Annotated in this window: 12 protein-coding genes; 5 read left to right on the top strand and 7 right to left on the bottom strand. The window is 53.9% G+C overall.

The window, feature by feature from the left end; all coding sequences use genetic code 11:
* Positions 1–13: 13 nt before the first annotated feature.
* Complete coding sequence (nadA, locus tag BLR09_RS08965) at positions 14–1,000, top strand: quinolinate synthase NadA (protein ID WP_093201422.1); 987 nt, start codon at positions 14–16, stop codon at positions 998–1,000.
* Here nadA and BLR09_RS08960 read toward each other — a convergent pair whose 3' ends face one another.
* From BLR09_RS08960 to carB, 6 genes are all read right to left on the bottom strand, one after another.
* Positions 1,001–1,969: an AAA family ATPase gene (locus BLR09_RS08960; RefSeq protein WP_093200640.1), complete on the bottom strand. Its 969-nt coding sequence runs from the start codon at positions 1,967–1,969 to the stop codon at positions 1,001–1,003.
* A 58-nt stretch (positions 1,970–2,027) separates the two neighbouring features.
* Positions 2,028–2,399: a DMT family protein gene (locus BLR09_RS08955; protein WP_093200638.1), complete on the bottom strand. Its 372-nt coding sequence runs from the start codon at positions 2,397–2,399 to the stop codon at positions 2,028–2,030.
* Positions 2,400–2,410: 11 nt separating this feature from the next.
* Positions 2,411–3,250: a peptide chain release factor N(5)-glutamine methyltransferase gene (gene prmC / locus BLR09_RS08950; protein WP_093200635.1), complete on the bottom strand. Its 840-nt coding sequence runs from the start codon at positions 3,248–3,250 to the stop codon at positions 2,411–2,413.
* A 2-nt stretch (positions 3,251–3,252) separates the two neighbouring features.
* Positions 3,253–3,495 (bottom strand): hypothetical protein, encoded by a 243-nt coding sequence (locus BLR09_RS08945; RefSeq protein WP_093200633.1) that lies wholly within the window; start codon positions 3,493–3,495, stop codon positions 3,253–3,255.
* A 19-nt stretch (positions 3,496–3,514) separates the two neighbouring features.
* On the bottom strand, positions 3,515–4,147 hold the full coding sequence (locus BLR09_RS08940) for an NUDIX hydrolase (RefSeq protein WP_093200630.1): 633 nt from the start codon (positions 4,145–4,147) through the stop codon (positions 3,515–3,517).
* A gap of 181 nt (positions 4,148–4,328) precedes the next feature.
* Entirely contained in the window at positions 4,329–7,157 is a 2,829-nt protein-coding gene (gene carB / locus BLR09_RS08935) for a carbamoyl-phosphate synthase large subunit (RefSeq protein WP_093200627.1), read from the bottom strand.
* Positions 7,158–7,532: 375 nt separating this feature from the next.
* On the opposite strand from carB, the gene BLR09_RS08930 reads away from it, so the two are divergent.
* Positions 7,533–8,987: a hypothetical protein gene (locus tag BLR09_RS08930; protein WP_093200625.1), complete on the top strand. Its 1,455-nt coding sequence runs from the start codon at positions 7,533–7,535 to the stop codon at positions 8,985–8,987.
* A gap of 30 nt (positions 8,988–9,017) precedes the next feature.
* Here BLR09_RS08930 and BLR09_RS08925 read toward each other — a convergent pair whose 3' ends face one another.
* Positions 9,018–10,013, bottom strand: coding sequence for an NAD(P)H-dependent glycerol-3-phosphate dehydrogenase (locus BLR09_RS08925; RefSeq protein ID WP_093200622.1), 996 nt, complete (start codon positions 10,011–10,013; stop codon positions 9,018–9,020).
* A gap of 206 nt (positions 10,014–10,219) precedes the next feature.
* Here BLR09_RS08925 and BLR09_RS08920 point away from each other — a divergent pair, with 206 nt between their 5' ends.
* The 3 genes from BLR09_RS08920 to BLR09_RS08910 all read left to right on the top strand — a co-directional run bounded on the left by BLR09_RS08920 (position 10,220) and on the right by BLR09_RS08910 (position 14,377).
* Positions 10,220–12,343: a peptidylprolyl isomerase gene (locus tag BLR09_RS08920; RefSeq protein ID WP_093200620.1), complete on the top strand. Its 2,124-nt coding sequence runs from the start codon at positions 10,220–10,222 to the stop codon at positions 12,341–12,343.
* Positions 12,344–12,478: 135 nt separating this feature from the next.
* Positions 12,479–13,574, top strand: a protein-coding gene (gene prfB, locus BLR09_RS08915; RefSeq protein WP_143011067.1) for a peptide chain release factor 2 whose coding sequence is annotated in 2 segments (ribosomal slippage) — positions 12,479–12,538 and positions 12,540–13,574 — 1,095 coding nt in all. Because the reading frame shifts where the segments join, the coding sequence is not laid out codon by codon here.
* Positions 13,575–13,621: 47 nt separating this feature from the next.
* Positions 13,622–14,377 (top strand): alpha/beta fold hydrolase, encoded by a 756-nt coding sequence (locus tag BLR09_RS08910; RefSeq protein WP_093200617.1) that lies wholly within the window; start codon positions 13,622–13,624, stop codon positions 14,375–14,377.
* Positions 14,378–14,383: the final 6 nt, after the last annotated feature.

Raw genomic sequence — 14,383 nt, 5'->3', positions numbered from 1 at the left:
TGCTGTATTTCCGATGACTCCCGAACAGGAAGTGACCAAGATTGGTTACATCAGCCGTTCGGTCCCGAAAAACATAGATCTGAAGGAGGAAATCCTCCGGATGAAGAAGGAGAAAAACGCCGTTATCCTGGCGCATTACTACGTCGACGGAGAAATCCAGGACCTGGCCGATTTTGTCGGCGACAGTCTCGGCCTCGCCCAGGCGGCCGAACAGACCCAGGCCGATATGATCGTCTTCTGCGGGGTGCATTTCATGGGGGAAACCGCGAAAATCCTCAACCCGAACAAGAAGGTTGTCATCCCTGATCTCAATGCCGGCTGCTCCCTGGCTGATTCTGCCCCTGCCGCCGAATTTGCGGCTTTCAAGGCGCAGTATCCGGATGCGCTGGTCGTCAGTTACATCAACTGCTCGGCGGATATCAAGGCGATGACGGACATTATCTGTACGTCTTCCAATGCGCTCAAAGTCGTTGAGTCCATCCCGAAAGACAAGCAGATCATCTTTGCACCCGATGCCAACCTCGGCCGGTTTGTGTCGAAAAAGCTGGACCGGGAACTGATTCTGTGGGACGGCGCCTGTATTGTCCACATCGATATCTCACGGGAAAAACTCGCGAAACTGCGGGCCGAAAACCCCGACGCGCTTCTCATCGCCCACCCCGAATGCAAGGAGGATATTCTTCTCGCTGCGGATTATGTCGGCAGTACGACAGGCCTTCTGACATTTGTCGAAAAGTCGGAACACAAGAAATTCATCGTCGCGACCGAGGCAGGTATTCTTCACAAAATGAAGATCGCCAACCCCGACAAGGTAATCATCCCGGCGCCGGCAAACGAAAACAACTTCTGCGCGTGTTCGGAGTGCCCGTACATGAAGATGAATACCCTCGAGAAGCTGTACAATTGCATGTACTATGAAATGCCGGAAATCCACGTTCCGGAAGAAACGCGGATCAAAGCCCTGAAAGCCGTGAAGGCGATGCTGGAGATCAGCAAGTAATTACCGACCGATGGCCACCCGGCGGAGAATGGAATCGATCACCTGCAGACTGGTGATACCGTCGGCTTCCGCTTCGTAATTGAGCAGCACCCGGTGGTTCAGTACATCGGGTGCTATTTCTTTGATGTCTTCGGGAAGAACGTAGTCCCGGTCGTCGAAGTACGCCAGTACCTTCGCACCGAGGTTGAGAGCGATACTGGCGCGGGGAGAAGCGCCGAACTGTATATACTTTGCTTCGTCTTTCAGACCGTATTGCAGCGGGCGGCGGGTCGCGAAAACCAGCTCGATAATGTAATGTTCGAGGGTTTCGGAGATCGCGATCCGGTTGATTTCCTTGCGGATTGTTACAATATCTTCCTTGCTCAGTATAGGTTTTGCCTCGTAGACGGCTTCCATATTCGTCATCCGCCGCATGACTTCCAGCTCGTCGGACTTTTCGAGGTAATCGACGAATACCTTCATCATAAACCGGTCTACCTGTGCTTCAGGCAGCGGGTAGGTACCTTCCTGCTCGACCGGGTTCTGGGTGGCCATGACAAAAAACGGTTTATCGAGCGGGAAGGTAAAGTCGCCGATGGTTACCTGTTTTTCCTGCATGGCTTCCAACAGGGCCGATTGTACCTTGGCCGGGGCCCGGTTGACTTCGTCTGCCAGAATAAGGTTAGCAAAAATCGGGCCTTTCCGGACGCGGAAATCATCCATCTTCCGGTCGAAGATCATCGTCCCGACGAGGTCAGCAGGCAGCAGGTCCGGCGTAAACTGAATACGGTGAAAGTCGAGGTCCAATACCCGCGCCAATGTATTGATGGTCAAAGTCTTGGCAAGACCCGGCACGCCTTCCAGCAATACATGCCCCCCGGTAAAGAGCCCGATCAGCAGGCGGTTCAGGAGGCGTTCCTGCCCGACAACGACCTTGCCCATCTCGGCGAACATGTGTTTTATTTTCCGGGAGTAATGCAGATCGGCCATGTGGCGGGAGGAATTGATTCGGTTCGAAAAATAGGGAGAGACGGCAGGAAATACAACCTTACCACTTCCGGAAGATCACGTAAACGGCCAGTACGATGAGGCCGAAACCGACGAGGTGGTTCCACGCCGGCCGTTCCGTCCGGAATACGAAGACGGTAATCAGCATAAAAACAATCAGCGAAACGGCCTCCTGAATCGTCTTCAGTTCGAAAAGGGAAAACGGCCCTCCATTACCCTTGTACCCGATTTTGTTGGCGGGGACCTGAAATATGTACTCGAAAAATGCCAACCCCCAGCTGATAAGCACGACCGCCATCAATCCTAGTTGAGCCAATCGTGGATAGTTCTTGAACTGAAGGTGGCCATACCAGGCCAGGGTCATGAAAATATTCGACAAAACGAGCAGTCCGATCGTATAAAAAACGCGCATGATGAGTTTGATTAAGAGGAATGGCGGGCCAGAATCATCCGGTCGCGGCCGGACAGGTCTTTTCGGATTTCGACGGATGAAAAGCCGGCTTGAGTAAACGCAGCAGCCGTTTCAGGGCCTAACGCCTGGTTGATTTCCACCAGGCAGAAACCCGAAGGCCGCAGGCGACCTGCCGCAAACCGGGCGATGGACCGGTAAAAAAGCAAAGGATCATTGTCTTCAACGAACAAAGCCAGATGTGGCTCGTGATCGAGTACGTGCGGCAGCATACCGGCGGCCTCTTCGTTTTTGACGTAAGGAGGATTGGAAAGAATGGCATCGAAGGTTTCGGACGGCCATGTCGATTCATCGAGCATATCCCGTAAATGAAACCCGACAGCAGTAGTCAACGCAGCCGCATTGGCTTTCGCGACGGTCAGGGCCTCCTGCGAAATATCCCAGGCCTCGACACGTGCATCCGGGCGCTCGGCAGCGACAGACACGGCAATACAGCCGCTTCCGGTACCAAGGTCAACAACCGACGCGCTTTCCGGCAGTAATTGCAGGGCCCAATGGACCAACTCCTCCGTCTCCGGACGGGGAATAAGTACAGCAGGGGTAACAGAAAAAGACCGACCGTAGAAGTCGGCCCGGCCAAGTACATATTGAACGGGTTCACCGGCAAGAAGGCGATCGAGAAGAGTACTCCAGGTATCTCCGTCGACTGAAGCGGGCTGATCCGTCAGAACAGCAGTGCGGTCCAGCCCGAATTGCTCCTTCAGTACCAGGTAAGCAATCGCCTTGGCTTCCTGTCCATCGTATAAACCGGTCAGGCGACCGGACAACGCGCGAAAAAGAGACTGAGCGGACATACTCAGTCTTTGACTTCTTCGTAGTCGATGTAATCTCCCCCCTTATACCCTTCCCGGGCAGGCGGAGAATAATCTACATTGACCTTTCCTTCGCGCTTGCGGGCATTGGTCTTTTCCCGCATAAACTCCCGCTCGGCTTTCGAGAACTGGTCGTTGAGGAAAAGGCGGAATACCCAGCGAATCACCCTCGGAAAGATGAAGGCAATCGCCAGAAAAACCAGAATAATATTGAACAGTATTTTCATCTCACTGGAAATAAGTCACTTAGTCACACAACGCCGGAGCTTCCGGATTTGTTACAAAGGTAAAAAGCATTTCGAGTTGTGAGGCTGTTACCCGGTCGGTCGACAGCGGGATATGCGACAACTCCTCTCTTTTCACCCATCTGACCTCGCCGATGTCGTGAATGCCGGTACGGATTTCTCCTCCGGTCACTTCGCACCGGATGAAGAATTTATAGACATACCAGGGCTGCGGCGGGTGCGGGTGAACCCGTTTATCAAAGACGGCCAGCAGCCGGCCTGGTTTAACATGCAGGCCGGTTTCTTCCTCGGTTTCCTTCACCGCTACTTCGGAAGGCGTATAGCCAACGTCCGCCCAGCCGCCCGGAAGCGTCCATTTCAGCCCGTCAATTTTCTCCTGAACCATCAGCAGCTCGTCGTCTCCCCGGAATACCACGGCGCGGATATCGACTTTCGGCGTCGGGTACTCCCCTTCACCGGCGGCAAACAGAGGAGCAATTTTTTCGATCGGCTCATCCGTCAGTTCATTCAGCATTTCCACGCTGATCGCCCGGATTTCTTCAAAACGCTCGAGATCATACGCGTTGGTGGAATACGTCAGCCCGGCTTGTGCCAGGGCATTGAGTCGCTTGGCGGCTTCAAGAATGCGATTCATGGGCAGAAAGACCGGTATAAAAACGGGTCGCGGTAAAAGTAGGAAAAAACAGGTATTCCGCCCGAACGGAACCGGACGGCGCGTACGATTGACGGGACCAAAGGTTGTTTTCGGGGGATGATACCCTTCCAAACAAAAACGCCTCCTGTGACAGGAGGCGTTTTCAGAAAGGTAATTCCGCTTATCGGCTCAGGTACAGGTTGCGTTCGCTGTACACCTGCTGAAAGGCTTCGTCGGTCAGATCGTCGATGAAGTAGATGGCTTCGCCGGTCGACTTCATTTCGGGTCCGAGTTCCTTGTTGACACCGGGGAACTTGTTGAACGAGAACACCGGAATCTTGATGGCATATCCGTTTTTCACCGGCTGGAAGTTGAAGTCGGTGACTTTCTTGTCATCCAGCATGACCTTCGTCGCATAGTTCACGTACGGTTCCTGGTATGCCTTGCAGATAAACGGCACGGTGCGGGAAGCACGCGGGTTCGCTTCGATGACGTATACTTTCTCGTCCTTGATGGCGAACTGAATATTCAGAAGGCCTTTCGTTTTGAGGGCTACGGCGATCTTTTTGGTATAGTCTTCGATCTGTTTGATGACGTTTTCGCTCAGGTCGAAAGCGGGGAGAACCGCATGCGAGTCACCGGAGTGGATACCGGCCGGCTCGATGTGCTCCATGATACCGATGATGTAGACGTTTTCCCCGTCGCAGATCGAATCCGATTCGGCTTCAATGGCGTTTTCGAGGAAGTGATCCAGCAGAATCTTGTTACCCGGAATATCGCGGAGAATATCGACAACGTGTTGTTCGAGTTCTTCCTCGTTGATGACAATCTTCATGGATTGCCCGCCGAGTACGTAGCTCGGGCGAACCAGCAGCGGATAGCCGAGTTTGCGGCCTACTTCCACGGCATGGTCAGCCGACTCCACGGTATCGAACAGCGGGTAGGGTACTTCGAGGTCACGGAGGAGGCTCGAGAATGCTCCCCGGTCTTCTGCCAGGTCAAGCGCTTCGTAACTCGTTCCGATGATCTTGATCCCGTGTTTCGACAGTTTTTCAGCCAGTTTCAGGGCCGTTTGTCCACCCAGCTGCACGATTACGCCTTCCGGCTTCTCATGCTGAATGATGTCGTATACGTGTTCCCAGAAGACCGGCTCGAAGTACAGTTTGTCGGCAATATCCGGATCCGTCGACACCGTTTCCGGGTTCGAGTTGATCATGATCGTCTCGTAGCCGGCTTCTTTCGCCGCGAGTACCCCGTGTACGCAGGAGTAGTCGAATTCGATCCCCTGACCAATCCGGTTCGGACCTGAACCGAGGATGACGACTTTCTTCTTCGGAGAAACAATCGATTCGTTGTCGGTCGATCCCGTACCGCTCGCGAACGTCGAGTAGAAGTACGGCGTCCGGGCTTCAAACTCAGCGGCGCAGGTATCTACGCATTTGTATACCCGCTTGATACCGAGCTGATTCCGCTTTTCGTATACCTGGCTCTCGAGGCAGTCGAGCATATGCGCGATCTGGCGGTCGGCGAAGCCTTTGACTTTGGCTTCTTCGAGCAGTTCTTTCGAGATGGTTTCGAGACTTTGTTTTTCGATTTCCTTTTCGAGACGGACGAGGTCTTCCACCTGGAAGAGGAACCACTTGTCGATCTTCGTCAGCTGCTGGATTTTCTTGAAGGAAATACCGAGCCGGAAGGCATCGTAAATATGGAAGAGGCGGTTCCAGGACGGATTGGCGAGCGACTTGAGGATAGCATCCTGGTCGGTCAGCTCTTTTCCGTCGGCGCCCATGCCGTTCCGTTTGATTTCGAGGGACTGGCACGCCTTCTGGAGCGCTTCCTGGAAGTTGCGGCCGATACCCATCGCTTCACCTACTGACTTCATCTGCAGGCCGAGGCGTTTGTCGGCGCCCTTGAACTTATCGAAGTTCCACCGCGGAACCTTCACGATGACGTAGTCGATCGCCGGCTCAAAGAAAGCTGAAGTGCTGCCCGTTACCGGGTTCATCAGTTCATGGAGGCGGTAGCCGATCGCCATTTTCGCGGCGATTTTCGCGATGGGGTAACCGGTAGCTTTCGAGGCGAGGGCCGACGAGCGTGATACCCGGGGATTGATTTCGATGGCGATGATGTCGTCGTTTTCCGGGTTGACGGAGAACTGAACGTTACAGCCGCCGGCAAATTTCCCGATGCCGTCCATCATCATGATCGCCATATCCCGCATTTTCTGATACAGGGTATCGGGCAGGGTCATGGCGGGGGCAACCGTCACGGAGTCACCGGTGTGAACACCCATGGGGTCGAAGTTTTCGATCGAGCAGACGATGATGAAGTTACCGTCGCCGTCACGGAGCAATTCCAGCTCATACTCTTTCCAGCCGAGGATCGACTGTTCGACGAGTACTTCGTGAACCGGCGAGGCATGGAGCCCGCGGTTGAGCATCTCGTCAAATTCTTTCGGGTCGTTGACGAAGCCGCCACCGGTACCGCCGAGTGTGTAGGACGGACGGATAACCAGCGGGAACCCGACTTCCTGGGCGATTTCCTTGCCTTCCAGGAAGGAGCGCGCGGTACGGCCCTTGCAGACACCGACACCCAGTTCGAGCATCTTCAGGCGGAACTTCTCCCGGTCTTCGGTGGTCTCGATGGCTTTGATGTCCACCCCGATGATCTGCACGCCGTACTTCTGCCAGATACCTGCCTTGTCGCAGTCGATAGCTAAATTTAACGCCGTCTGGCCACCCATAGTTGGCAAAACGGCGTCGACTTTGTGTTTCTGAAGAATCTCAACAATGGACTTTCGCTCCAGCGGCTTGAGGTAAACGTGATCGGCACTGATCGGGTCCGTCATGATCGTCGCCGGGTTCGAGTTGATCAGAATGACCTCTATTCCCTCTTCTTTTAAAGAACGGGCTGCCTGAGAGCCGGAATAATCGAACTCGCAAGCCTGACCAATGATAATGGGACCGGAGCCAATGATCAGGACGGATTTGATGTCGGGATTTTTGGGCATTGTTTCAGTGTATCAGTCAACAGTCATCAATTACAGACAAACACTTGTTATTCAGCGGATTACCTGCAAAAGACAGCGAATAACGGTTACGATTCCGGATTCGTCCGGGCAAAATTCGTGCAAAATTAGAGGTTACAACCGAAAGAGAGTAGCCCCAGGCCAAATTTTATCTGAAAGTTTTTGGGCTTCGGTTGGCGGGTTGCCTTTCGGGAAATTAACTTTTTCTTTGTATCAGGGAATGATGCGCGTTTCGGACTGAATCTGCCGACAACGTTTTCATACCTTCTGGTGTCCTGACCATGCGATCTGACACCGACTGCTACTGACTCCGGAAACGAATTATTACCATCAGGATTCGACTAAATCCATCCACTCATGAAGCGTTTTTTATCTGTCCTGCTGCTGGCCGTCTGTACCTCGTCGATGATCAGTTGCGGGCGTTTCTTTGATGATATCGGTTATGCCTTCCGGAAAAAGAAAATCGACCCGAATGATCCGACCACCATTCCTGGCGGCCCTAACCCTCCTGTGACGACGCCGGCATCGACTGAATACCTCGAAAACGAGTTCGTGAAAGTAGGGTTCAACATGAACTATGGAGGCTCGATCACGTATTTCAGCCCGGCCGGAAGCAACGTCAACATGGTCAATAATTTTGATCTCGGCCGCCAGTTTCAGTATGCCTATTACTCGTATCCCGTCGAAAACTATACGCCGAACGGTGTGAAGCCACACCCGTCGTGGACTACCATCGGATGGGATCCGGTCCAGACCGGCGACGCATACGGAAACCCTTCACAGGTGGTCTCCCGGAGCCGCTCCGGAAACCGGGTCGTCTTTAAAACTATTCCGAAACAATGGGGGTATTACAACGTCCCGTGTGACTGCTCTGTCGAAACGACCGCCGAACTCAACGGGAAAGCTCTTGAAATCAAGCATGTATTGCAACTCGCACGTACTGATACATACGACCACGTGCCGCGCGGCCAGGAACTGGCAGTAGCCTTTATGAATTCTTCCTTTACCAAAGTGAAGGCCTATTTCGGAGGAGAACCATTTACGGACGGCCCGCTGGTCGACTTCGCTATTAAAACACCGCCGTTTGCCCGACAGGATGGATCCGTTGAAATGTACCTGCCGGAAAGCTGGCTGTATCTTCACAACGATGCGGGCGTGGGCCTCGGCATGTGGGTACCGCAGTCGACAACGTTCAGCACGTATTTCCTCGGCACACCGAATGCCGGCGATGAATTCTCCGGCAATTCCGGCGTATTTAACTCCGGAGAAATGGAAATCCTCGACCCGAAAATGCGGTTCGAGACCAAAATGTCTTACATTCTAGGCACCGTAGACGAGGTTCGTCAGTATGCCCAAGAGCATGAGAAGGACCGGACGCAGCCGGAATTTGATTTCTCCACCGACCGCCAGCATTGGGTGTATTATGAATCGCTGGACGACGGACAATATCCGTTTCAGGGAGAGTGGTTTCTTAAGTTCGATTCCAAAATAACCCCGTTGTGGGGTCCGAGTGTAGCGTGGGATGCCTCCAAGATCAAGAAGATGTATCTCCGGGCTGCCTATCAGGGGGACCCGCAACAGCTCCGTTTTATCTGGCACCGGCAGTCGTCGCCTCAGCCGTATGATAACTATGAATCGCTGTCTCTGCTGATTGACCTCATTCCCGACGGTCAGTATCATACCTATGAAATCGACCTGTCCAAACAGGAAGGCTGGCGCGGAAACATCCGACGCCTGATGATCGATCCCGGCAACACTCCCAAAACCGGCAAATGGCTTAAGCTCAAGTCGCTTACTACTACGCAACCCTAGTTAAAAGGCCCCGGATATCCGGGGCCTTTTTTATGTCAGCAGCTCTTTCAGCTGCGCGATTTCCGTCGCCGGACTCGCCTTCTCATATAGAATCGTATATACGGCCCGGGTGATGGGCATGTCGACCTCGTACTTCCGGTTGATTTCGTCAATCGATTTAACGGCATAGTACCCCTCGGCTACCATGTTCATTTCGGCCTGGGCCGAAGTCACGCTGTACCCCTTTCCGATCATACTTCCGAACGTGCGGTTACGGCTGAACTGGGAGTATGACGTCACCAGCAGGTCTCCCAGGTATGCCGATCCCATCAGGTCCCGGTAATAGGGGTAAATTACATCCAGAAACCGCTTGATTTCCTGCATGGCATTCGAGACCAGAACGGCCTGGAAGTTATCGCCGAAACCCAGCCCATGGCAGATACCACAGGCCAGTGCTACGATATTCTTCATCACCGCACAGTATTCTACCCCATAGAGATCGGTCAGCGGATGCGTATTCACAAAGCGGCACCGCATCAGGCCGGCGAAACGGGTAGCCCGCTCCCGGTCGGACGACGCGATCGTCAGATAGGATTGCTTCTCCAAAGCTACTTCTTCGGCATGGCAGGGCCCCGCAATCACACAAAACTGATCCTGGGAAACGCCGTAATGCTTTTCCAGCCAGTCGGTCACGAGCAGATTTTCACCGGGAACCATGCCTTTGATCGCAGAGACGATGGTTTTGCCGGCGAAGTCTTCCGGCCGGAGTTGGGAAAGGACGTCAGAAATAAACGCGCCGGGTACCGCAAGTACCAAAATACCAGCGCCTTTCACCGCTTCCGACAGGCGGGTAAAGGGTTTGACTTTTTTCGGGTGGAGGGTCACACCGCTCAGGTACCGGGGATTATGGTGGTATTTCCGGATATGCTCGGCATCCTGCCGGTTGCGTAGCCACCAGCGGATGCGGACATCGTTTTCGGACAATATCCGGATGATGGCCGTTGCCCAGCTGCCGCCGCCGATCACGGTAATTACCTCCGGTGTCATTCGCTCTTCGTTCAACGTAAAAAAAGAATTTCAACCCGGTGAAAATACGGAATGACCGGGAAAACCCTCCAAGGCATTTTAAAATCCGGCCGGATGCGAAAAAAATCTGCGTTCCGTCAACTTTCTTTATTGTCAGTAATTGTTCCTGCAGCCATTTGGCAATCAGTTCAAAATGGTTTTATTTTGCGGGTCTAAAAAATGGTCGTATGGCTTTAGTTAACAAAATCAGAGAACGTTCAGGGATTGCAATTACCATTATTGCCGTCGCGCTCATTCTATTTATTGTCGGCGGTGACCTCCTCGGTGCACGGGGACTTTTCGGATCCAAAACACAAAAAGTAGGAGAAATTGCCGGGAATACTATTCTGGCTCAGGACTTTCAGAAAAAACTGGATCAGGCCCGGGTGGAATACGAAGCCCAATCCGGTCAGTCGGCCAACGACCAGGCACTGGCCCAACTTCGTGAAAAAGTATGGAACGATCTGCTCGTGGATTATGCCTACGAGAAAGAGTTCGACGCCCTCGGCCTGACGCTCTCAGATGCTGAAAAGACGGACATGTTCTTCGGAAAATACATTGATCCTTCTGTTCGTCAGAGCTTCACTGATCCGCAAACCGGTATTTTCGACAAAAACCGCGTGATTCAGCAGCGGAACCAGATCATGAAACTGCCCGCAGGTTCTATCCAGCAGGTAGGCTGGCAGGCATTCGTCCGCGATATTCAGCGGAGCCACCTCATGAACCGGTACGTGAACCTGATCCGTTTGTCTACCTACGTTACTTCTGCGGAAGCCAAGCGGGATTACGAAGCACAGACAGCCAAGGCCGATGTGAAATACGTATACGTTCCGTTCTATTCCATTGCAGACTCTACAGTTAAAGTCACGGATTCCGAGCTGAAAGATTTCCTCGCATCTCACAAGGACGAATACAAAGGCGCGAATACCCGCAGCCTCGACTATGTGGCATTTGGCGTAGCTCCTTCCAAAGCTGACAGCACGGCGCTCAAGAACACCCTCACCCAGGTTGCCAAAGACCTGGCCAAGACGCCTAACGACTCTTCTTTCGCCCGGATGAACTCCGATGTACCGCACCCGCTGTACTGGAGCCTCCGCGACATGGACGACCAACTGAAAGAAGCCGTGAAGACGTTCTTCCCGGGTCAGATTGCCGGCCCCTACCGCACCGACAACACGTATACGGTCTATAAGTACGGCGGCACCAAGCGTGACTCCCTGTACACTGTAAAGGCCAGCCACATTCTGATCCGCGCTGCCAACCAGTCGGACACGGCCAAGGCTTCTGCCCGCCTGCGTGCTGAAAACATCCTGAAGCAACTCAAGTCAGGCGCTGACTTCGCCGCAATGGCTGCGCAGAACGGCCAGGACGGAACCGCGCAACGCGGTGGCGACCTCGGTTACTTCCAGAACAACGGTTCGATGGTGAAACCTTTCGAAACGGCTGTCTTCGGATTCAATGGAACCGGTCTCCTCCCGAACCTCGTGGAAACGGACTTCGGCTTCCACATTATCAAAGTAACCGAAGCGAAAAACAACCTGCTGTACCGCATCGTTGCCGTTTCGAAGCAACTCGGCCCCTCGCAAGCCACGCGTGACGAGGTATACCGCAAGGCTGACGCGTTTGCAGCTGCCAACAAATCACTCGCTGAAATCGAAGCCGCTGTCAAGAAAGACAAATCGATCGTTCTGCTGAAGGCCAACCGGATTCCGGAAGGTTCAACCAACCTGAACATGATGCAGAATGCCGGTACGGTTGTCCGCTGGGCCTTTGACGACAAGACCGACGTTGGTGACGTATCGCAGGTATTCGAAGTAAACGACGCCTATATCGTGGCTGCCCTCACCGGCAAGACCTCGGAAGAAGACGTGAAAGTGGATGATTTCCGTGACGAACTCACCGCCCGCGTCCGCAATGACCTGAAAGCTGATCAGATCCTGAAGAAACTCGGCGGCCTGGCCAACCTCAGCTCGCTGGAGCAGGTAGCCCAGAAATACGGCGCCGGCGCTCTGGTGGAAACGGTCAACGATATTTCCATGGCGAACGGCCTGCTGACTTCAGCCGGTGCAGATCCGACCGCGCTCGGTAAGGCCTTCGGTCTGAAACCCGGCCAGAAATCGGCTCCGTTCAAGGGAGAAGGCGGTGTCTTCATCCTCCAGACCCTGAAAAAGGCAGACGCTCCGGCTATCGCAGATTACACGCAGTACAAAACCGCTGCTCAGCTCTCTGAACTCCAGCGTTCCGGTTACTTCGCCAACGAAGCCATCCGCGAAAACGCGAAAGTCAAAGACTACCGCGCCAAGTACTTCTGATAAAGACTTCGCACCAGAGGAAAGACCCGGCCCCGCCGGGTTTTTCCTTTTTTGGCGTTATTTTTGTGCCCCGGCCGGATACTCCTGCCGGAATCCCTGCTTACCGCGACACCTGTCGCTTTATTTTTCGACACCATGACACAAGACAAGTTGAAAGACTTGAAGGCCAGCGTAGAGGCCTTGAGGGGGTATCTTTGACTACGACGGGAAAAAATACCAGATAGAAGAACTGGAACAGAAAACACTTGATCCCGAATTCTGGAACGACCGCGACCGCGCGGAGAAAATCCTCCGGGAAATTCGGGGTATCAAGTTCTGGACCGAAGGATTTGACCAGTTGCAGCAGCACGTCGGCGATACCGAAACCATGCTGGAATTTCAGGAACTGGGCGAGGCGACAGAAGCTGATGTAGATGCCGAAGCCGCCAAACTCGAAGCCAAACTGGCCGAGCTGGAATTCCGGAAAATGATGTCGGACGAAGGCGATAACATGGACGCCGTCCTCGAAATCAACGCCGGAGCCGGCGGAACCGAGTCGCAGGACTGGGCTTCCATGCTCCTCCGGATGTATACGATGTGGGCACAGAAAAACGGGTTCAAGATCAACGTCGTCAACGTACAGGACGGCGACGTAGCCGGCGTCAAATCGGCTACAATCGAAATCCTCGGAGAATATGCCTACGGTAACCTGAAAGCCGAAATCGGCGTTCATCGCCTGGTGCGGATTTCACCGTTTGACTCCAACGCACGCCGCCATACCTCCTTTGCGTCGGTATTCGCGTATCCGCTGGTCGACGATACCATCGAAATTGAAATCAACCCGGCCGATATCGACTGGGATACCTTCCGAAGCGGCGGCGCCGGCGGGCAGAACGTCAACAAGGTCGAAACGGCCGTACGTCTGCGACACAAACCTTCTGGTATCATCATCGAATGCCAGCAGGAACGCAGCCAGCTACAGAACAAGGAAGTAGCGATGCGCCTGTTGAAATCGCGGTTGTACCAGATGGAGCTGGAAAAACGACTCGCCGCCAAAGCCGAACTCGACGCTACCAAGCGAAAGATCGAATGGGGCAGCCAGATCCGCAGCTATGTCCTGGACGACCGCCGCGTGAAAGATCACCGCACCGGCTATCAGACATCGAATACAGATGCGGTACTCGACGGAGACATCAACGAGTTCATCAAAGCCTACCTGATGTCGGACATCAGCGAAGAGCAAAACGGATAAGTTGCCCGGCCCCGCTTCGGCGGGGCTTTTTCTTTTATCTTGCCGCTATGCTTTTTGTACAGAAATGGGGAAACGGACCGGAGCCCCTGCTCGCCTTCCACGGGATCGGGCAGGATCACCGGGTTTTTGCCGACTGGCAGGAGCTATCGCGTTTCACCGTGTATGCTATTGACTTGCCCTTTCACGGAGCATCAACCGTGCCGCCGGGCAAGGTTATCGAAAAGAAAGAATGGATTGCCTGGCTGACGGCGTTTCTGGCCGGTGAAGGAATCGACCGGTTCAGCCTCGCCGGCTTCAGCATGGGCGGGCGGCTGGCGCTCGTAGCGCTGGAGGCCCTGGCAGGCCGGGTAAACGGCGTATACCTCATAGCGCCCGACGGTATCCGGGAAAATCCGTTTTACCGCCTGGCAGTGGGCACTGCTCCGGGTCGCGCAGTATTCCGGTTTCTTGTGTTTCGTCCTGAACTACTCCTGGCGTTCGGTGGCTGGGCAGAAAAATGGGGCTGGGTTCATGCCAGCGTCACGCGGTTTGTGCGGTGGATGCTGGATTCGCGGGAAAAACAGACCCGGGTATACCTGGCATGGACGGCTTTCCGGAAGCTTACGTTTTCCGGTACTCTTCCCGGTGTACCTATCCTTTTTGTCATGGGTCAGTATGACCGGCTGATGCCTCCTGCATCGGTCGAACACCTGCTGTCTGAAACCGCGACCCGGGTGGTACTCCGATGCGGGCACAATCAGCTCGTGGAAAAAACCGCTGAATACCTGGGCAGCAAAAAGCCCGGACAAACGCCCGGGCTTTAAGATATG

The sequence above is a fragment of the Siphonobacter aquaeclarae genome, assembly GCF_900103285.1.
Classification (GTDB): Bacteria; Bacteroidota; Bacteroidia; order Cytophagales; family Spirosomataceae; genus Siphonobacter; species Siphonobacter aquaeclarae.
Note: the sequence above shows the minus strand (reverse complement) of the source record. Positions and strands in the feature narration are given on the sequence as shown.

Excerpts from the sequence above, each read along its gene's own strand:
- nadA (WP_093201422.1), top strand. The coding sequence starts at position 14 with ATGACTCCCGAACAGGAAGTGACCAAGATTGGTTACATCAGCCGTTCG.
- prmC (WP_093200635.1), bottom strand. The coding sequence starts at position 3,250 with ATGTCCGCTCAGTCTCTTTTTCGCGCGTTGTCCGGTCGCCTGACCGGT.
- BLR09_RS08920 (WP_093200620.1), top strand. The coding sequence starts at position 10,220 with ATGGCTTTAGTTAACAAAATCAGAGAACGTTCAGGGATTGCAATTACC.
- carB (WP_093200627.1), bottom strand. The coding sequence starts at position 7,157 with ATGCCCAAAAATCCCGACATCAAATCCGTCCTGATCATTGGCTCCGGT.
- BLR09_RS08945 (WP_093200633.1), bottom strand. The coding sequence starts at position 3,495 with ATGAAAATACTGTTCAATATTATTCTGGTTTTTCTGGCGATTGCCTTC.
- BLR09_RS08955 (WP_093200638.1), bottom strand. The coding sequence starts at position 2,399 with ATGCGCGTTTTTTATACGATCGGACTGCTCGTTTTGTCGAATATTTTC.
- BLR09_RS08910 (WP_093200617.1), top strand. The coding sequence starts at position 13,622 with ATGCTTTTTGTACAGAAATGGGGAAACGGACCGGAGCCCCTGCTCGCC.
- BLR09_RS08925 (WP_093200622.1), bottom strand. The coding sequence starts at position 10,013 with ATGACACCGGAGGTAATTACCGTGATCGGCGGCGGCAGCTGGGCAACG.
- BLR09_RS08960 (WP_093200640.1), bottom strand. The coding sequence starts at position 1,969 with ATGGCCGATCTGCATTACTCCCGGAAAATAAAACACATGTTCGCCGAG.
- BLR09_RS08930 (WP_093200625.1), top strand. The coding sequence starts at position 7,533 with ATGAAGCGTTTTTTATCTGTCCTGCTGCTGGCCGTCTGTACCTCGTCG.
- BLR09_RS08940 (WP_093200630.1), bottom strand. The coding sequence starts at position 4,147 with ATGAATCGCATTCTTGAAGCCGCCAAGCGACTCAATGCCCTGGCACAA.